This window comes from Roseomonas aerilata DSM 19363, assembly GCF_000711725.1.
Taxonomy (GTDB): domain Bacteria; phylum Pseudomonadota; class Alphaproteobacteria; order Acetobacterales; family Acetobacteraceae; genus Roseomonas; species Roseomonas aerilata.
The window spans coordinates 160,251-178,925 of record NZ_JONP01000003.1; the positions used below are offsets into that span (position 1 = coordinate 160,251).

The 18,675-nt window shown below is 70.8% G+C and carries 19 protein-coding genes; 15 read left to right on the forward strand and 4 right to left on the reverse strand.

The window, feature by feature from the left end; genetic code table 11:
- Positions 1 to 130: 130 nt before the first annotated feature.
- Genes BO39_RS05045 through BO39_RS05055 form a run of 3 tightly spaced genes read left to right on the forward strand, consistent with a single transcriptional unit; the run spans position 131 to position 2,693 of the window.
- Entirely contained in the window at positions 131 to 1,069 is a 939-nt protein-coding gene (locus BO39_RS05045) for a transglutaminase family protein (RefSeq protein ID WP_084697857.1), read from the forward strand.
- Between the two features lie 53 nt (positions 1,070 to 1,122).
- Positions 1,123 to 1,944 (forward strand): transglutaminase domain-containing protein, encoded by an 822-nt coding sequence (locus BO39_RS05050; RefSeq protein WP_043830651.1) that lies wholly within the window; start codon positions 1,123 to 1,125, stop codon positions 1,942 to 1,944.
- A complete protein-coding gene (locus tag BO39_RS05055; RefSeq protein ID WP_043830654.1) occupies positions 1,941 to 2,693 on the forward strand; it encodes an N-formylglutamate amidohydrolase in 753 nt (250 codons plus the stop codon). The genes BO39_RS05050 and BO39_RS05055 overlap by 4 nt, the downstream gene beginning before the upstream one ends.
- Here BO39_RS05055 and BO39_RS29660 read toward each other — a convergent pair.
- A complete protein-coding gene (locus BO39_RS29660) occupies positions 2,690 to 3,388 on the reverse strand; it encodes a PIG-L deacetylase family protein (RefSeq protein ID WP_052401536.1) in 699 nt (232 codons plus the stop codon). The genes BO39_RS05055 and BO39_RS29660 overlap by 4 nt on opposite strands.
- A 178-nt stretch (positions 3,389 to 3,566) precedes the next feature.
- On the opposite strand from BO39_RS29660, the gene andAc reads away from it, so the two are divergent.
- The 4 genes from andAc (at position 3,567) to BO39_RS05080 (ending at position 6,851) form a co-directional block, all read left to right on the forward strand.
- Complete coding sequence (gene andAc / locus BO39_RS05065) at positions 3,567 to 4,850, forward strand: anthranilate 1,2-dioxygenase large subunit AndAc (RefSeq protein WP_043830656.1); 1,284 nt, start codon at positions 3,567 to 3,569, stop codon at positions 4,848 to 4,850.
- Positions 4,851 to 4,852: 2 nt separating this feature from the next.
- A complete protein-coding gene (gene andAd, locus BO39_RS05070; protein WP_043830658.1) occupies positions 4,853 to 5,329 on the forward strand; it encodes an anthranilate 1,2-dioxygenase small subunit AndAd in 477 nt (158 codons plus the stop codon).
- Positions 5,330 to 5,344: 15 nt separating this feature from the next.
- A complete protein-coding gene (gene andAb, locus BO39_RS05075; protein WP_043830660.1) occupies positions 5,345 to 5,653 on the forward strand; it encodes an anthranilate 1,2-dioxygenase ferredoxin subunit AndAb in 309 nt (102 codons plus the stop codon).
- 172 nt (positions 5,654 to 5,825) lie between these two features.
- A complete protein-coding gene (locus tag BO39_RS05080; RefSeq protein ID WP_043830662.1) occupies positions 5,826 to 6,851 on the forward strand; it encodes an acyltransferase family protein in 1,026 nt (341 codons plus the stop codon).
- Positions 6,852 to 6,884: 33 nt separating this feature from the next.
- Here the strand turns inward: BO39_RS05080 and BO39_RS05085 are convergent, their stop codons facing one another.
- Positions 6,885 to 7,559, reverse strand: coding sequence for a FadR/GntR family transcriptional regulator (locus tag BO39_RS05085; protein WP_245614968.1), 675 nt, complete (start codon positions 7,557 to 7,559; stop codon positions 6,885 to 6,887).
- Between the two features lie 91 nt (positions 7,560 to 7,650).
- Here BO39_RS05085 and BO39_RS05090 point away from each other — a divergent pair, with 91 nt between their 5' ends.
- The 8 genes from BO39_RS05090 (at position 7,651) to BO39_RS05125 (ending at position 16,221) form a co-directional block, all read left to right on the forward strand.
- Positions 7,651 to 8,565 carry a fumarylacetoacetate hydrolase family protein gene (locus tag BO39_RS05090; RefSeq protein ID WP_043830667.1) on the forward strand — a complete coding sequence of 305 codons (915 nt, stop codon included), beginning with the start codon at positions 7,651 to 7,653 and terminating at the stop codon, positions 8,563 to 8,565.
- Between the two features lie 96 nt (positions 8,566 to 8,661).
- A complete protein-coding gene (locus BO39_RS05095; protein ID WP_245614970.1) occupies positions 8,662 to 9,639 on the forward strand; it encodes a tripartite tricarboxylate transporter substrate binding protein in 978 nt (325 codons plus the stop codon).
- A 20-nt stretch (positions 9,640 to 9,659) separates the two neighbouring features.
- A complete protein-coding gene (locus BO39_RS05100; RefSeq protein WP_052401537.1) occupies positions 9,660 to 10,640 on the forward strand; it encodes a tripartite tricarboxylate transporter substrate binding protein in 981 nt (326 codons plus the stop codon).
- Between the two features lies 1 nt (position 10,641).
- On the forward strand, positions 10,642 to 11,115 hold the full coding sequence (locus BO39_RS05105; RefSeq protein WP_043830669.1) for a (2Fe-2S)-binding protein: 474 nt from the start codon (positions 10,642 to 10,644) through the stop codon (positions 11,113 to 11,115).
- Entirely contained in the window at positions 11,112 to 13,256 is a 2,145-nt protein-coding gene (locus BO39_RS05110; protein ID WP_211257385.1) for a molybdopterin cofactor-binding domain-containing protein, read from the forward strand. The genes BO39_RS05105 and BO39_RS05110 overlap by 4 nt, the downstream gene beginning before the upstream one ends.
- Positions 13,257 to 13,260: 4 nt before the next feature.
- Complete coding sequence (locus BO39_RS05115) at positions 13,261 to 14,253, forward strand: substrate-binding domain-containing protein (RefSeq protein WP_043830673.1); 993 nt, start codon at positions 13,261 to 13,263, stop codon at positions 14,251 to 14,253.
- Positions 14,254 to 14,305: 52 nt separating this feature from the next.
- Entirely contained in the window at positions 14,306 to 15,292 is a 987-nt protein-coding gene (locus BO39_RS05120) for a Bug family tripartite tricarboxylate transporter substrate binding protein (RefSeq protein ID WP_084697859.1), read from the forward strand.
- 20 nt (positions 15,293 to 15,312) lie between these two features.
- Entirely contained in the window at positions 15,313 to 16,221 is a 909-nt protein-coding gene (locus tag BO39_RS05125) for an alpha/beta hydrolase (protein WP_211257386.1), read from the forward strand.
- A 15-nt stretch (positions 16,222 to 16,236) separates the two neighbouring features.
- Here the strand turns inward: BO39_RS05125 and BO39_RS05130 are convergent, their stop codons facing one another.
- Entirely contained in the window at positions 16,237 to 17,505 is a 1,269-nt protein-coding gene (locus tag BO39_RS05130) for a hypothetical protein (protein WP_043830677.1), read from the reverse strand.
- A complete protein-coding gene (locus tag BO39_RS05135; protein ID WP_043830679.1) occupies positions 17,502 to 18,638 on the reverse strand; it encodes a hypothetical protein in 1,137 nt (378 codons plus the stop codon). Before BO39_RS05135 ends, BO39_RS05130 begins: the two co-directional genes overlap by 4 nt.
- Positions 18,639 to 18,675 lie beyond the last annotated feature (37 nt).

Below are 18,675 nucleotides of genomic sequence, written 5' to 3' on the forward strand. Positions count from 1 at the left end.
CGAGGGGGCGGCCGCGGCGTTACGGCCCCCAATGCTCCCGCCGGAGGAACGGGCCGGAGGCGGCGGGAACCCTTCCCGCCGCCTCCGGCCCGTTCTTTGCGTCGGGATGCGTCACCTTCGGGCTGCCCCCATGCCGATCCTGACCGTTCGACACGTCACGACCTACCGCTACCGCCAGCCCGTCTCCTTCGGGGAGCACCGGATGATGCTGCGGCCGCGCGCCGGGCACGACCAGCGGCTGCTGGAGGCGCGGATCGCCATCCTGCCCGAGCCCGCCGACTTCTGGTGGGTGCACGACGTCTTCGGCAATAGCGTCGGCGTCGCCCGCTTCGACACGCGCGCGCGCGAGTTGCGCTTCGACAGCACGATGCGGCTGGAACACAGCCCGGTGGAGGCACTTGACTACCGGCTGGAGGAATACGCGCGCAGCCTGCCTTTCTCCTACTCATCGGAGGACATGCCGGACCTCGCCCGCTCCATCGAGCGGCACGTGCCGGACCCCGACCGCGTAGTGGACCGCTGGGCGCGCGGCTTCATGCGGCGCGACGGCCCGACCGGCACGCTCGAGTTGCTGGAGGCGATGACACGGGCGGTGAAGCGGGACTTCACCTATATCGCCCGCTCCGTCCGCGGCATCCAGGAACCCTGGCGCACGCTGGAGATGGGCAGCGGCACCTGCCGGGACTTCGCGCTTCTCATGCTGGAGGCGGTCCGCTCGCTCGGCCTCGCGGCGCGCTTCGTCTCCGGCTACCTCTATTCCCCAGGCCTGCAGGGCGAGCGGGAGGGCAGCCATGTGGGCGGCGGTTCCACCCATGCCTGGGTGCGCGTCTACCTGCCCGGCGCGGGATGGGTGGAGTTCGACCCGACGAACGGCATCCTCGGCAACCGCGACCTCATCCGCGTGGCCGTTGCGCGCGAGCCCTCGCAGGCGGTGCCGCTGCACGGCCGCTGGAAGGGCTTTCCGGACGATGCGCTGGGCATGGAGGTCTCCGTCGAGGTGACCGAGGGTGGCGATCCCGCGCCCGCCGTGCCCGAGGCCCGCCTCCTGGCCACGATGTCCGGAGCCTGAGCGCCCTTGCCGTCCCCCACATCCTACCAACCCGCCCTGGAGATGCAGCGCCCGTGAAGATCCATGCCGGCTACGATATCACCTATGAATGCGCGCAGCCGACGCCCATGCTGCTGGCGCTGAGCGTGCATCCCTCCCGCATGGCGGACGTGATCGGGCCGCACCAGATCACCTTCGACCCGCCGATCGGTGCCACCGAGTACCGGGACGGCTTCGGGAACATCTGCCACCGCGTGCTCGCGCCGGCCGGGCGGCTGACGATCTCCACGCGCTTCGACGTGCTCGATTCCGGCACGCCCGACGTGGTCGTGCCGGAAGCGCGGGGAATCCCGGTGCAGGAACTGCCGGACGACGCGCTCGTCTTCCTGCTGGCCAGCCGCTACTGCGAGACGGACCGGCTCTCGGACCTCGCCTGGTCACTCTTCGGGGGGGTGGAGCCGGGATGGGCGCGGGTGCAGGCGATCTGCGACTACGCGCATGACCGCATCGCCTTCGGCTACGAGCACGCGGATGTCTACCGCACCGCCTTCAGCGGCCACAGCGACCGTGTGGGCGTGTGCCGGGACTACGCGCATCTCGCCGTCGCGCTGTGCCGCTGCATGAACATCCCGGCCCGCTACTGCACCGGCTATCTCGGTGATATCGGCGTGCCGCCGGTGGATGCAGCGATGGATTTCTCGGCCTGGTTCGAAGCCTATCTCGGCGGCCACTGGTACACCTTCGACGCGCGGCACAACACGCCGCGGATCGGGCGCATCCTGATGGCGCGCGGGCGCGACGCAACGGATGTGGCGATCGCCACCACCTTCGGTTCCTGCCGCCTGGCGGGCTTCAACGTGGTGACGGACGAGGTGAAGCCGAGCACCGCGCCGTGAGCGATCCCGCGCCCGTCACGGTGCTGAACGCGGAGGGCGCCTCGCCCTTCGTGCTGCTCTGCGAGCACGCCTCCAACCACATCCCCGCCCGCTACGGCGCGCTCGGCCTGCCGGAGGCGGAGCTGGCGCGCCACATTGCCTGGGACATCGGGGCGGCGGCGCTGGCGCGGCGGCTTTCGGCGCTGCTGGATGCGCCGCTGCTGCTCTCGGCCGTCTCACGACTGGTCATCGACCTCAACCGCCCGCCCGGCGTGCCGACGAGCATTCCGGAGCGGAGCGAGGACACGATCATCCCCGGCAATGCCGGAATCAGGGCGGAGGAGCGCGCGGCGCGGGAGCGCGCCTGGTTCCACCCCTTCCACGACGCTGTCACGGCCCTGCTGGACCGGCGCGCGGCGGCCGGCGCGGCGACGATCGTGGTCGGGGTGCACAGCTTCACGCCGCGCTTCCAGGGCGTGGACCGGCCCTGGCACGCGGGGGTGCTTTTCGCGGGCGCGGAGGGATTCGGCCGCGCCCTTGCCGCCGCCATCGCCGCCGACTCCGCCCTGGTGGTGGGAGAGAACGAGCCCTACCGGATCGAGCCCGGCCTGCACGACTACACCGTGCCCGTGCACGGCGATGCCAGGGGAATCGACGCGGCGCTGATCGAGGTGCGCCAGGATCTGCTGGGCGACGCGGCGGGCATCGAGGAATGGGCGCTGCGGCTCGCCTCCGCCCTGGGTGCGGCGGCGGGGCGGCTGGCGGGCTAACCGTTCCTCGCTTCCTGCGGCGGGCGCAGCAGGGTCTCGAACGGAAGCAGGGCGGCGTCAAAGCGCGGCGCGGGGCCGCCACCCACGACGCCGCCGGTCTGGGAAGCGTGGGCCGCGACAGCCGCGCGTTTCGTCTCCAGGCAGGGGGCGATGTCGAGGCGCCATCCCTCCACGGTGGCCTCCGGGGAGGGCGGGGAGCGGCCGGCATAGGAGAGGTGGCCGATGCCGTTGCGGCGCGCGACCTCGGCCGCGATGCGGTGCGCAGCGCGGGTGGCGGGGTCCTCCTCGCCCGGCCAGGGGGCGAGGATGAGGTTGAGGTCGCGCGCCCAGGTGACGAGGGAGACGGCGCGGACGATCGCCTCGAAGACCGGGCCTTCCCCGGGCGTCGGGCCGTCGAAGAGGCCGGCCATGAGCAGGCGCTCCGGGCGAAGGCCGAGGCGCCGCACGGCCTCGCGTGTTTCCCGCTCGCGCAGCGCCGCGAGGCATTCGGGCGGCCAGGCGTTCGAGCGAGGGTGGGAGGCGCTGCCGTCGTGCAGCACCATGACGAAGGGCTGGCGCCCGCGCCGGCAGGAGAGGGCGATCAGCCCGCCGCAGTCGAGGCTTTCCTCGCCGGGCTGGAGCACGAGGACGAGCGCGTTCTCCTCGCCGGTGATAGTGCCTAGCCCGGCCTCGGGCAGGTCGCTCGCGGTCGGCATGTGGCTCCGTTTCCCCTGGTGCCCACGATCTAAGGCTGGGCCGCGCCCGGCTTGAAGGGGGCGCACCGGAGGAAAGGGTGGTCAGGACCGGTGGCGGGCGGAATAATGGCATCTCGCGTGCTTCTGCCAGAGCGGCCGGCGCGGACCCCTCCGCGCCGGTGACCCGAGGATTGCCCCCATGGACCATCCCCTTCCGAGCGGCCTGCCGGCAGAGACCCTGGCCGTCTTCCCCCGCGCCGACGGCTCCCGCGTGCCCTACAAGGTGTTCAGCGACGATGAGATCTACGCGCTGGAGCAGGAGCGGATCTACCGCGGCCCCACCTGGAGCTTCCTCGGGCTGGAAGCCGAGATTCCGAAGGTCGGCGACTACAAGAGCACCTTCATCGGCGACACGCCCGTGGTGATGACGCGGGCCGAGGACGGGGAGCTGGCGGCTTGGGTTAACCGCTGCGCGCATCGCGGCGCGATGGTCTGCCGCCTGCCGCGCGGCAACGCGCTGTCGCATTCCTGCGTCTATCACCAGTGGAGCTTCGGGGCGAAGGGCAACCTCCAGGGCGTTCCCTTCCGGCGCGGCCAGAAGGACGCGACGGGGATGCCGAAGGACTTCGACCCGAAGCAGCACAACCTGCGCCAGCTTCGGGTGGAGAGCTACCGCGGCCTCGTCTTCGCCACCTTCAGTGACACGGTGGAGCCGCTGGCGGAGTATATCGGCCCGCAGATGCGGCCCTATGTGGACCGCGTGTTCCACAAGCCCGTCGTCTATCTCGGCTGCACCCGGCAGTATTCGGACAGCAACTGGAAGCTCTACATCGAGAACGTGAAGGACCCCTATCACGCCAGCCTGCTGCACCTGTTCCACACCACCTTCAACATCTTCCGCGTGGGCATGAAGGCGCGCTGCCTGCCGGACGAGAAGGGCGGCATGCACAGCGTGATTTTCGTGATGAAGAACGAGGAGGAGAACGCCGCCGACTACAAGAGCCAGGGCATCCGCTCCTACGATGAGGGATTCCGGCTGGAGGACGAGTCGATCCTCGCGCTGGAGAAGGAGTACGAGGAGGTCGCGACGAACCAGATCCAGCCGATCTTCCCGCAGTTGGTCATTCAGCAGATCCACAACACGCTGGTGGCGCGGCAGATCCTACCGAAGGGTCCGAACCACTTCGAGCTGGTGTTCCACTTCTTCGGCTACGAGGACGACACGCCGGAGATGCGGAAGCTGCGGATCAAGCAGGCGAATCTCGTGGGCCCGGCCGGATACATCTCCATGGAGGACACGGAGGCGACGGAGCTGGTGCAGCGCGGCACGTTGCGGGATGCCGACAAGTCCTCGGTCATCGAGATGTCCCGCGACGCGCCGGAGCGGCGGGACACGCTCATCTCCGAGCAGCTGATCCGGCAGTTCTGGATGGGGTATCGCAAGCTGATGGGCTTCGACGTGCAGGCGGCCGCCGCGGAATGAGTGTGAGCGAGGATCTGATGCTGCGGCTGGAGCTGATGGCGCTCCAGGACCGCTACGTGTCGGCGATCGACAACGACCGCATCGAGGAGTGGCCAGGCTTCTTCGTCGAGGACTGCCTCTACGAGATCGTCTCGCGCGAGAACGAGGAGGCGGGGCTGCCGGCGCCGGTGATGTATTGCGACAACGCGGGCATGTTGCGGGACCGCGTGCTGGCGCTGCGCCACGCGAATATCTACGAGAGGCCCGTCTACCGGCACATGCTCTCCGGGCTGGAGTGGAAGGCGGAGGAGGACGGCAGCTTTTCCGTGTCCTCCAGCTATGTCGTGGTGAACACCTCGATCGAGGGGGAATCCACGATCTACCAGGCGGGGCGCTACCTCGACCAGGTCGTGCGCACCCCAGAGGGCCTGCGCTTCCGCCAGAAGCGCTGCATCTACGACACCCTGCGCGTGCAGACCCTGCTCGCCTTTCCGATCTGACGGAACCGAAGCACGATGAGCGAGTGGCATGACGCGGCGGATGCCGGCGCCGTGGTCGAGGACGAGGTGCTGGGCTGCGTGGTGGGCGGCGTGCCCGTCGCGCTGTTCCGGGTGGAGGGGCAGGTCTTCGCGCTGCACGACCTCTGCTCCCACGGGCAGGCGCGGCTGTCGGACGGCTATGTGGAGGACGGCTGCGTGGAGTGCCCGCTGCACCAGGGGCTGGTCGATATCCGCACGGGCGAGCCCCGCACGGCGCCGATCACCGCTCCTGTGCGAAGCATTCCGGCGCGCGAGGTGAACGGAAGGGTGGAGGTCCAGCTCTAGCGGCCTCCGCCGGCTCGGCCGGGCGCCGGGCGGGAGCCAAACCTTCATCTTTCGGCGCTATGCCCCGCGTGCCTTCGATCGCTGGAATCCTGCGGCCGCAGCGAGGGCATCGCTTTCCGGCGAAATGCCCCGATGGTACAGTTCAAGAACGACTTGGGGGATTGGCGAGCCGATGCTGGGGAAGGCGGATCCATCGCGGCGCCTCGCCGTGCTCGATGGCTGGCGGGCGGTGAGCATCCTGCTCGTCATGGCGGGGCACCTGCTGCCGATCGGCCCCTCCTTCCTGAAGCTGAACGCGGCGGTGGCGGCCAGTGGGATGGCCCTCTTCTTTACCCTGTCGGGCTTCCTCATCGTGCGCTTCCTGATGGCGAAGGACGACGTGCCCGGTTTCCTCATCCGGCGCGCGGCGCGCATCCTGCCGCTGGCCTGGCTGGCCATGGCGTTGGCGCTGATCGTCACCGGGGCGCCGTGGGGGGCCTATCCGTCACATTTCCTCTTCCTGTCCAATCTGCCGGGCTTCCACCTTATCCCGGAGATCGAGCACTTCTGGAGCCTCTGCGTGGAGGTCCAGTTCTATGTCGGCGTCGCGGCGCTCGTCGGCCTGTTCGGGCGGCGCGGACTCTACGCGCTGCCGGTCATCTGCCTCGCGGTCACGGCGCACCGCATCGCCTGGGGGGCGCATCTCGATTTCGTAACCTGGCGGCGGGTGGACGAGATCCTGGCCGGCTGCACCCTCGCGCTTCTTCATGGCGGATGGCTGGGGGAACGGCCGGCGCGCTGGCTCGGGCGCCTCAACCCGCATCTGCTGATGCCGCTGCTCCTGGCGAGCGCCCATGCGGAGGCGGGGGCGCTGAACTATCTCCGGCCCTACATCGCCATGGCGCTCGTGGGGTCAACATTGTATGCGGCGCCGCGGCATCTCGCGCGGGTGCTTGAGGCGCGATCCATGGCTTATGTCGCGCAGGTCTCCTTCGCGCTCTACGTCATCCACGGCATGCTGATGAGCAGTTGGCTCGGCACGGGCGACAAGCTCGTGAAGTACGCCAAGCGGCCGCTGCTGATCGCCGCCAGCTTCGCGCTCGCGCACCTCTCCACCTTCGGGTTTGAGAACCGCTTCATCGCCCTTGGACATCGCTTCGCTAGCCGTGGGCGGCCCGTGAATTCCGTTGCGCCCGCCGCCTCCGGGCGCCGCGCCTGAACCCTGACGCCCCGGCCGGAGCCCTCGCTCGCGTCAGTCCCCGAACATGTAGTCCTGCACGAAGAGGATGTGTTCGCGCATCACGCGGCGGGCCTCCGCGCGGTCGCGCCGGCGCACGGCCTCCACCATGGCGTGGTGCTGCGCCTGGAGGACGGCGCGGTGCTCTGCCGTGTTGCCGCGGGCCTTGAGCTGACCCCAGTCCGTCCGTTCCCGCACGCGGGCGAGGGAGCGGGACATGGCGATGACCGCGCCGTTGTGGGTGCCGGCCGCGAGGGCGTCGTGCAAGGCGGCGTCCCAGCGCTCGAAGGCCGCGAGGTCGGCGGCCTCGTCGGTGCCGCGCAGGCATTCACCCATGCGCGCGATATCCGCCTGGTCCGCGCGGGCGACGGCGAGGGAGATCATCTCGGGCTCGAAGATGAGGCGGCACTCGACGACATCGGAAGGGCTGAGGCTTTCCTCCATGGCAGCAGGCGCGGCAGGCGGCGGCTCGGCGCGGAAGGTGCCTCGACCGACATGGCGTTGAATGAGCCCCTGCTGCTCCAGAGCGTCCAGCGCGCGGCGGACGGTGTTGCGGGCGACGCCGTAACGGGCGCCGAGGTCGCGCTCAGTGGGCAGGCGCTCCCCGGGCCGCCAGCGGTCGGCCCGCAGGTCGCGCGAGAGGGCATCCTGAAGGGCGGAGGCGCCCATTCGCTCCGTGAGTTCCGGCATCGCCTCGAATGTCTTGACTGGATCAACCAATCAGAGGACCATAAAGCCAGATTGGTTCAGTGAAAAGCAGAATTGGTATAGGGGGCGGCGTATGAAGCTCGCGATGGTCAGGACGGGCAGCGGGGCACAGGTGGTGCGCGTGGACGATGCCGGGCGCCGCTTCTGGCCGGTCGAGAGTCTCGCGCCCGGCCTGCCCGGAGAGATGACGGCCCTGATCGCGGCACTCTCCTCTGGCGCCAGCATCCCCGCTCCGAGCGGCGAGGGCCAGGTGCTGGACGAGGCGGCGCTTCTCGCGCCCCTGCCGGCCCCGCCGCGCAACATCTTCTGCGTGGGTAAGAACTACTTCGCCCATGCGCGGGAATTCGCGGGCAGCGGCTACGACTCCTCCTCCACCAGCGCGGCGGACGCGGTGCCGAAGGCGCCGATCATCTTCACCAAGCCCTTCACCTCCATCTCCGGCCCCTGGGACGACATTCCGATGGTGCCCGGGCTGGACGCGGAGGTGGACTACGAGGCGGAACTCGCCGTGGTGATCGGGCGCGGCGGGCGCTGCATCTCCAAGGCCGACGCGGTGAACCACGTCTTCGGCTACACCGTCGTGAACGACGTGACGGCGCGCGACCTACAGGGCGTGCACAAGCAGTGGCTGCTCGGGAAGGGCATCGACGGCTTCTGCCCCATGGGCCCCTGGATCGTGACGGCCGACGAGCTGGACGCCCAGGCAATGCGCGTGACCTGCACGGTGAACGGCGAGAAGCGGCAGGACGCCGTCACCTCCGACCTCATCTTCGACATCCCGACGCTGATCGAGACCATCTCCCTCAGCATGGCGCTGCTGCCCGGCGACGTGATCGCGACGGGCACGCCGGAAGGGGTTGGCATCGGCTTCAAGCCGCCGCGCTTCCTCCGGGACGGCGACGTCGTGGAATGCGCGATCGAGGGCATCGGCCGCATCCGCAACACGCTGCGGCGCGTCGACCCGGCGGCTCTGCGCGGCGCGGCCTGAAGGCCGCCCGGAGGGCGCGAGGCCGGCGGAAGACCGGCGACCGCCTGTTGGCAAGGGATTGAGGGGCGGCGATGGGCCGCCCGTGGGAGGAAGGCTGTGCTGCACCGTCGTGACATGATGGCGGCCCTGGCCGCGATGGCGCCGCTGCCGGCCCTGGCGCAAGCGCCGTCCTGGCCGACGCGCCCTATCCAGATGATCGTGGCCTTCCCGCCGGGCGGGCAGGCCGACGTGACGGCGCGTCCGCTGGCGGCAGCGCTTGAGCGGGTGCTGGGGCAGCCCCTGCCGGTAGTGAACCGCGCGGGCGCGGGCGGCATCGTCGGCAGCGCGAGCGTGGCCCGCGCGGCGCCGGACGGCTACACCTCGCTTCTCGCGCTCTCCTCTCTCGCGATGCTGCCGGAGAGCGAGCGCATCCAGGGGCGCGTGCCCGCCTATACGGTGGAGCAGTTCGCTCCGATCGCGCGCATCACCGCCGATCCCACGGTGCTCGTCGTGCCCGCCAACTCGCCCTGGCACTCGCTGGAAGAGTTCGTGGCGGACGCGAAGAAGCGGCCGGGCGCGATCAGCTTCGGCTCCGCGGGCAACTACTCCACCCTGCACGTCGCCATGGCGATGCTGACGGGGGCGGCGGGGCTCGACATGCTGCACGTGCCCTTCCAGGGCGGCGGACCGGCGCTGACCGCGCTGCTCTCGGGCACGCTGGACTCGCTGGCATCCGGCCCCGGCCCCGCTCTGTCCCATGTGAAGGAGGGGCGGCTGCGCGCTCTCGCGAGCTGGGGGCGCGAGCGCATCCCGGGCTTTGAGGACGTGCCGACCTTCATCGAGAAGGGCTACACGGATGTGGAGTTCTACATCTGGACAGGCTTCTTTCTGCCGCTCGCGACACCGGCGCCGGTCCAGGAGCGGATGCGCGCCGCTCTGCGCCAGGTCTGCGAGAAGGACGAGGGGCTGAAGCGCGCGCTGGACGCCGCGGGCAGCCCCATCGCCCACCAGGACGGCGAGGCCTTCGAGCGCTTCTTCCGCGAGGACAGCGCGCGGCTGGTGCGCGCGGTGCAGCGCATCGGCAAAGTGGACTAGGGGCGGGAAGGAACGGGCAGATGACGAGCGTGATCACGCGGCGCGGACTGGGCCTTCTGGCGGCGGGAGGGCTGGCGGCGCCGGCGATCGCCCTCGCGCAGGACGCCGCATGGCCCACGCGGCCAGTGCGGATCATCGTGCCCTTCGGCGCCGGCGGCTCCGCCGACATCGCGGCGCGCAATGTGGCGGAGGCGCTGACGGGATCGCTCGGCCAGCCCTTCGTTATCGAGAACCGGCCGGGCGCGGGCGCGGTGATCGGTACCGATGTCGTCGTGAAGGCGCCGCCGGACGGCTACACCATCCTGATGATGTCCAACACGCACACGGCGAACGAGACGCTGATCGCGAACCGGCCCTATGTGCTGATGCGGGACCTCGCGGCGGTGGCGGCGGTGAATGTCGCGCACCACGTTCTGGCGGTGCATCCCTCGCTCGGCGTGAACAGCGTGGCGGAGCTGATCGCAAAGGCGAAGGCGCAGCCCGGTAGGATCGATTACGCCTCCTCCGGTCCCGGCACGCCCTATCACATCGCGGGCGAGGTCTTCCGGGCGATGACCGGGATCGAGATCCAGCACATTCCCTTCCGCTCCTCGGGCGAGGCGCGCACGGCGGTCATTTCCGGCACGGTGCCGATGATGTTCGACGCCATCCCCACGATGGAGCCGCATCTGCAGGGCGGACGGGCCAAGGGGCTCGCGACGACTGGCCCGCAGCGCGACCCCCTGCTGCCGGAACTGCCGACTGTGGCCGAGACGGTGCCCGGCTACGAGGCCTCGATCTGGCTCGGGCTGATGGCGCCGCTCGCGATGCCGAAGCCGATTGTGGAGAAGCTGAACGGCGCGGTGAACGCCTGGCTCACACGCCCGCAGACGCGGGAGGCCATGGCGAAGCAGGGCGCGCAGCCCATGCCGATGTCGGTGGCCGAATTCGATGCCTTCCTGCGCAAGGACGTGGAGACGCAGCGCAACTACGTCCGCATGGCCCGGATCGAGGTGAACTAGGATGGAGGTCTCCTTCACGCTGAACGGCGCGCCCGTTCGGGTGGAGGCGCCCGAGGGGATGACGCTGCTGCACGCGCTGCGCGGCCCGCTGGGGCTGAGTGGCCCGCGCTTCGGCTGCGGCGCGGAGGCCTGCGGCTGCTGCTACGTCGCCATCGACGGCGAGCCGCGCCCCTCCTGTGCCTTGCCGGCCGAAGCGGTACAGGGGCGCGCGGTCGGCACGGTGGAGGGGCTGGGCACGCCGGAGGCGCCGCATCCGCTCCAGTCGGCCTTCCTGGAGGAGCAGGCGGGGCAGTGCGGCTACTGCCTCTCGGGCATCCTCGTCAGCGCGGCGGCGCTGCTGAAGCACAACCCCGACCCGGACGAGGCCGCGGTGCGCGCGGCGCTGGAGCCGCATCTCTGCCGCTGCGGCGCTCATAACCGCATGATCCGCGCCGTGAGGCGTGCGGCGCGGGTGATGAGCGGGGCAACCGCGTGAACCTCGCCTTCGGCTTTCCCATGGGGCAGGCCGGCAACGCGCCGGACCTGCCGGGCAGCCTGCGGGCGGCACCGCGGCTCTCGAGCTGGCTGCGCTTCTCGCCGGACGGGACCGTCACGGTCACGCCCGGAAAGGTGGAGATCGGCCAGGGCATCCTGACGGCGCTGGCGCAGATCGCGGCGGACGAGCTGGACCTGCCGCTCGACCGCGTGCGCGTGGCCGCGGCCTCCACGCCCGGCAGCCCGAACGAGGGTGTGACCTCGGGCAGCCTCTCGATCCAGGAGAGCGGCACGGCCATCCGCCACGCCTGCGCGGAGGCGCGCGCCATTCATCTCCACCTCGCCGCGGCACGCGCCGGCGTGGGGCCGGAGGCGGTCCGCGTGGAGGACGGCGTCTTCCTCGGCCCTGACGGCGCCGCGCTCGGCGCCTACTGGACGCAGGCGGAGGAAGCGCTGCTGGAGGTGGAGGCGCGCGGCGACGTGGCGCCGAAGTCGGCGGCGGCGCGCGGCGTCGCCGGCCAGTCGGCCGCGCGGCTCGACCTGCCGGACAAGGTCTTCGGCGCACCCTGCTACGTGCACGACCTGCGGCTGCCGGGAATGCTGCACGCCCGGATGGTGCGGCCCCCCGCGCGGGTGGCCACCCTGGTCGAGCTGCGGGAGGGCCCGCTGCCCGGGGATGCGACGGTGCTGCGCCTGGGCAACCTCCTAGCCGTGGTCGCCTCGGAGGAATGGGCGGCGGATGCCGCGGCGGCACGCGTCGCGGCCCGTGCGCGCTGGGAGACGCGCGAATCCCTTCCCGACGAGAGCAATCTTCCCGCCTGGATCGAGGCGACGCCGGCGCAGCGTACGGAGGTCGCGCGCCAGGACGACCCGGCGCCTCCCGCGGTGCACACGGTGTCGGCCCGTTTCGCGCGGCCCTACCTCGCCCACGGCTCCATCGGCCCTTCCTGCGCCGTCGCGCGCTGGGAGGGGGGGGCGGTGGAGGTCTGGACCCATAGCCAAGGCATCTACAACCTGCGCGCCGACCTCGTGACCGTGCTCGGGCTGGATGCCGCCAGCATTACCGTGCGCCACATGGAGGGCGCGGGCTGCTACGGCCACAACGGTGCGGATGACGTGGCGCTGGACGCGGCGCTGGTGGCGCGCGCCCTTCCCGGCTGCCCCGTGCGCGTGCGCTGGAGCCGCGCGGAGGAACTCGCCTGGTCGCCGCATTCCCCGGCCGCCATCGCCGATATCGAGGCGGCCGTCGATGCTGAGGGGATGCTCTGCCGCTGGCAAACCGCGCTGCGCGGCAACGGCCACTCCTCGCGACCCGGGCGGGCGAAGGACCCGACGCTGCTCTCGGCCGGCTATCTCGCCCCGCCCTTCCCCCTGCCGGTCGCGATCGACGCGCCGATGGCGGGCGGTGGCGGCGGGCAGCGGAATTCGGTGCCGGGCTACCGCGTGCCCTCACTCGACGTCTCGATGAACCGGCTGCTGGAAATGCCCCTCCGCAGTTCCGCCCTGCGCGGTCTGGGCGCGCTACTGAATGTCTGGGCGACCGAATCCGTGATGGACGAGCTGGCGGAGCGCATCGGCGAGGATCCCGTCGCCTTCCGCCTGCGCCACCTGGATGAGGACCCCCGGGGCGCCGCCGTGCTGCGCGAGGTCGCGGCCATGTGCGGCTGGCCGCGCGCCTCGGCAGGGGAGGGGATCGGCACAGGCATTGCCGTCGCACGCTACAAGGGCACGGGCGGCTGGTGCGCCGTGGCGACGGAGGTGGAGGCAGCCGAAGTGGTGCGCTGCCGCCGCCTCTGGATCGCGGCCGACCTTGGCGAGGTCATCAACCCCGACGGCGCGGCCAACCAGCTCGAAGGGGGCGCGCTCCAGGCGGTCTCCATCGCGCTGAAGGAGGCGCTGCGCTTCGACCGGCTGAACGTGACCAGCGATTCCTGGGAGACCTATCCGATCCTGCGCTTCTCCGAGGTGCCGGCGGTGGAGCTGCGCCTGATCGGCCCGCCGGACGCGCCGCCGCTGGGGGCGGGCGAGCCCTCGCTGGGGCCGACGGTGGCGGCCATCGCCGCCGGCATCCACGCGGCCCTCGGCATCCGCCCGCGCGCCATGCCCTTCACGCCCGACAACCTCGCCGCCGCCATGGAATAGACACTTGCCCGAGAAGATCCGCCTCACCCTCGCCTGCCACAGCTCGGACCGCACGCGGCCCATCATCGACGGCCGCGTGGAGGTCGCGGGCGTCACGCTCACGGTGCTGCCGGGGGAGCCGGAGGACATCTTCCGCCGCGCACTCCGCGACCGCGCCTTCGACGTGACGGAGCTGTCGATGAGCAGCCACATCGTCACCACAGCGCGGGGCGATGCACCCTATATCGGCATTCCCGTCTTTCCCTCTCGCTCCTTCCGCCACGCCGCGATCTACGTGCGGACGGATCGCGGCATCCGCACGGCGGCCGACCTCGCGGGCAAGCGGATCGGGCTGCCGGAATACCAGCAGACCGCGGCGCTCTGGGTGCGCGGGGCGCTGCGCGAGTACTACGGCGTGGACACGCGCGGCATCGCCTGGCGCACCGGCGGGCTGGAGGAAACCGGCGGCAGCGAGCGCGTGGCGCTGAAGCTGCCGCCCGAGTTGGACGTGCGGCCGATCGGGCCGGAGGAGACGCTGAACGGGCTGCTCGCCTCGGGCGGGATCGACGCGATCATCGGGCCGCGGCCGCCCTCCTGCTTCCTGAACCACTCCGCCCCAGTGGATCGCCTCTACCCCGATTACCGGACGGAGGAGGAGGCCTATTACAAGGCGACCGGCTTCTTCCCGATCATGCACTGCATGGCGCTGCGCAAGGAACTCGCGGCCGAGCACCCCTGGCTGCCGCTGGAGCTGTTCCGCGCCTTCTCCCGCGCGCGGGCGATGGCGGTGGCCGACCTCTCGCTGGTGAACGTGCTGCGCGCCTCGCTCCCCTGGATCGCGGCGGAAGCGGAGGCGCAGACGCGGATCATGGGCGGCGATCCCTGGCCCTACGGCTTTCGGCGCAACCGGGACGAGTTGGCGGCCATGATCCGCTACGCCCTCGCCGACGGTCTGGCCGCGCGCGAGATCGCGCCGGAAGACCTGTTCCATGCGAGCGTGCTGGATGCCGTGCCGTGACGCGCATGGCGAATGAACCCGCGACAGACGGGACGAACGGGAGTGAACGGGCATGCGTGAGAGGATGGGGCGCCGCGGCTTCGCAGCGCTGGCCGCGGCGGGGCTGATCGCACCGCGCACGGCGGGGGCGCAATCGGCGGAGGGATACCCACCCCGCCCTGTGCGGATCGTACTGCCGGTGGCGCCGGGCGGCTCGACCGATACGATCGGCCGCGTGTTGGCGGACGAGCTGGTGAAGAAGGGCCGCGGCACCTTCTTCGTGGAGAACCGACCGGGCGCGGGCGGGAACCTCGCTTACCAGCTTGTCGCCCAGTCCGCGCCGGACGGGCAGACGCTGCTGGTGGCCGTGGATTCGCTGACGGTGAACCCGAGCCTGTTCCGCGACGCCGGCTACGATCCCGTGGCGAACTTCGCGCCGGTGACGCTGATGGCTCGCATCCCGCACGTGCTGGTGACGCACCGCAACGGCCCCGCGAAGACCTTCGCGGAGTTCATGGAGATCGCCAAGCGCGACCCGAACCGCCTGCAGGTGGCGATCTCCGGCTTCGGCAGCGGCGGGCATCTCTCCGGCGCGGTGATTCAGCACGAGACGGGGGCGCGCTGGTCCGTCATCCCCTATCGCGGCGGATCGACGCCGATGAACGACCTCATGGCCGGTAACGTGGACGCAGCCTTCGTGACGCTCGGTGCGGTGATCGGCCTCATCCGCGGCGGACAGGTGGTGCCGCTGGCGATCACCACGCCGCAGCGCTTCCCGCTGCTGCCGGATGTGCCGACGGTCTCCGAAGTATCGATCCCCGGCTACGACGTGCCGAACTGGTACGGGCTGCTGGCCCCCGCCGGTACGCCCGCCCCGATCGTGGCGAAGCTGAATGAGTGGGCGAATGCCGCCCTTGCGGAGCCGGCCGTGCGGCAGACGCTGCTGGAGAACGGCTTCGAGATCGTCGGCGGTCCGCCGGAGCGGCTCGGCACGCTGGTGCGGGACAGCGTGCCGCGCTGGCGCAACCTCATTCGCGACGCCGGCCTGCGGGCCGAATAAGCATCAACGGGAGAACGGGCGTGGATACGAACATCGGCGGCACCATCGAGGCCGAGCAGCACTGGGCGATGAAGGGCGACGTTCGCCTCGCCGTCTATCGCAAGCGCCTTGCGGGGGCAGGGGATCAGCCGATCCTCTTCCTCGTCCACGGCTCCTCCTTCGGCGGGCAGGGGGGCTTCGACCTCGATGTGCCCGGAAAGCCCGGCTACTCCTTCATGGAGGAGTTCGCGCGGCGCGGCTTTGATGTCTGGACGATGGACTTCGAGGGCTACGGCCGTTCCTCACGCACAGCGTCGAACTCGAACCTTTCCATGGCCGCCGAGGACCTGCGCGCCGCGACCGACGTGGTGTTCGAGCGCACCGGCAAGCGCTCCGCCATGTTCTACGGCTCCTCCTCCGGCGCGCTGCGCACGGCACTCTTCGGGGAGGCGCATCCGGAGCGGGTGGAGCGCGTGATCCTCGACGCCTTCGTCTATACCGGGGAGGGCGCGCCGACCCTTATCAAGCGGCGGGAGCGACTGGAGGAGTGGCGGTCCTCCCATATCCGCAAGGTGGACCGCGCCTTCTTCCACTCCATCTTCAACCGCGACCTGCCCGGCACCTCCGAGGAGGGCATCGCGGACGCCCTGGCCGACTACGAGCTGGCGCTGGGCGACACGATGCCGACCGGCACCTATCTCGACATGTGCGCAAACCTGCCGGTGGTCACGCCGGAGAAGCTGACCTGCCCCGTGATGATCGTGCGCGGCGAGCACGACGGCATCGCGACGGAGGAGGATCTGCTGAACTACTTCGCCAAGCTCGGTACCAACGACCGGCGCTTCGTGGTGATCCCGGGCATGGCGCATGTCTCCTATCTCTCGAAGAACCGCGCGATCTTCTTCCAGGCGATGGAGGAGTTCCTGCGCCCGCCCGCCCGCGCTCTCTGAGCGGGCGAGGCCGCCTCAGCGCGGCGGGCGCAACCCGCCCAACAGGCGCTCGGCCGCGTCGGGGCCGATCAGGATCTCGGCCAGGCGCATGACATCCGCACGGCGGAGGGGACTGGCCTCGCCGCCGCTCCGCGCCTCCTCCATGACGGTCTGGGCGGCAGATCTGAGGGCCCGGTCGTAGGTTTCCGCGCCGCCCAGCCGGCGGCCGGCGGCCTCGATCCGGCGGAGGCAGCGCGCGGCTTCCTCCACCTTCGCGATCTCCAGGGAGGGGTCGGCGGGCATGTTGCGGACCCAGGACGTGACGGGCGTCAGGAACCCGTCCGCCAGCGTTTCCGAGAAGCCGGCGCGGCACGCCTCGTCGGCCACCTGGCGAAGCGCGAGCAGCTTCTCCCGGCGCTGGGGCGTCCCCACCAGGGCCGATCGCTCGAAATCCTCGATGAGCGCCCAGGCGGCTCTCGCGGCGGCCGCGGCGGCATTCCCCTTGTCCTCCTCCGGGACGGATCTGGCGGCGGAGACACGGGCGATGGAAGCGGCCAGTGCCTGATCGGTAGCGCGCTGCGCCGCCAGCACCAGATGGTGCCCGCCACCGCTGGCGATTTCCATCGCCAGGGCGGCGACGCCGGCCGGGCACGCCGCGTCGATCAGCACGAGGCGCAGCACGATCTCGAAGGCCTGGAGTCCCTCGTCGGCGGCGGCCATGAGCGGCTCGCGGCAGAGTTCGGGGGGCGGGCCCTCGGCAGCGCCGCGCAAGGCTGGCCAAAGGGCGACGCCGTGGCGCCAGCCGGCTTCGCAACTGGCGCGGATCGGCGCGTAATCGCTGTCGGCCAGTCCCGTCTGGCGCCAGCCATCGGGAGGGGCTGCGGGCAGGGCGGCGGCCGCGGCGGGCCAGAGCTGCCGACCAAGCTCGAGGACGGTGGCGGAATCCTCCCGGTGATGCCCGTTGCAGCCGGCCGCGATCCGTTCGGCGAAGTTCCCGAGCGAGCGGTGCACCGCTTCGGCCAGGGGAGCAAGTGCCGAACGCGGCACGGTGATCATGCCCGGCCGCCAATCCATGGGCGCCACGATCACGCCGTCCAACGGCGTGAAGAGGAGGCGGACGAAGCGCAAAGGGCGGGGGAAGCCCTTTCCGCGCAGCCTCGGCCGTACCCGGCTGAGGATGGTGTCGGCTTCGGCGCGGTCGGGCAGGGCGTCGATCACGGAGATCACGCGCGCGAGCTGTTGCGGCGAGGCCTGCGACAGCGCGCCGCCGAGCTGGCGGAAGTGGGCAAGGCCGGGCGTGCTCAAACGAAGCTCTTCACGATCATCTCGTTGCGCTGAATGAGCTCCAGGACGCGTCCGGTGCGCCATTCCTCCAGCCGCGACACCAATCGGCTGTGCCGCCTGTGCGCCTCGGCGAAGTAGTCCTTCTCGGGGCCTCTCACCCATTGGTTTACCTCGAGCGGCATGGAAGGGACCATGACCGACATCTCCCGGATGGCGGCGGGAACCCCGATCTGCTCGGCCGTTCCCCAGATGCTGGCGATGATCGACCATCCATCCAGCAGCCAGGCGAGTTTGCCGAGCTCGGCGAGGATCGCGTCCGGATTAGCGGTCCAGCGCTGCACGAGGGCCGATAGATCGTCGACCAGGGCCAGGAGGTCCACCAGCAGCACCCGGCCGCAGTTGAGCGTAAAGAAGGCCGAGCGCGAGATGAGGGAGGCGGAGCTGGCGAGATGCGCGTCGGTCGCCGTTTCTGCCCAGCTTGCCGCCTCGGCCGAGAGAGCCTCGATCTGGGAGAGCTGCTGCTGATAGCGCGCCTTCGTAGGATCGCCCGGCAGCCCGAGGTCCAGATAGGCTTCCGCGAGGCTTTCGAGCGCGGCGAAGACCCGTTCCGGCGTGAGGCCAAGCGACTGCGCGAGCCGCGCGACGGCGCGCTTGGCGCGGGCCTGCACGTCCGCCGGCGTGTCACTTTCAGGGGAGGCGCGGCCTTCCGACGGATGCTCAAGCTGAGCGACGAGACGCAGCAGGAGAAGGTAGTTGGTCAGCGTCTTCTGGCCCGAGACGGTCCTTTCGGCGGCGAGTGCTGCCGCGGCAGCGGCGCGGCCGGCCAGGCCCTCCTGCGCGGCCGCCCTCGCGATGCGGAGGATCGTGTTCGGCGCGACGGTCGACAGGCTCTCCATCACGTCGAGCATCAGCCGGTCGTGCAGGGTGGGGGCGCAGATATCGGAGATTCCCTGCAGCGGCAGGATGTAGAAGCCCCGCACGCCCGCCGGGCTCGGGATGGCAACTTCGAGGTTGCGGCGCTGCGCGGGCCGGACGCGGCTGCCGAGCAGCATCGGCGTCGTGAACGGCACGGTTACCCCCCGTTCGAGGAAGGTCGTGGGGCGCGCGTCCTCCACGGCGTAACGGGAGAGCTGCACATCGGTCGATGCGGACATGGCGATAGTGTCGCCCAGACCAATTAACAGAGAATGG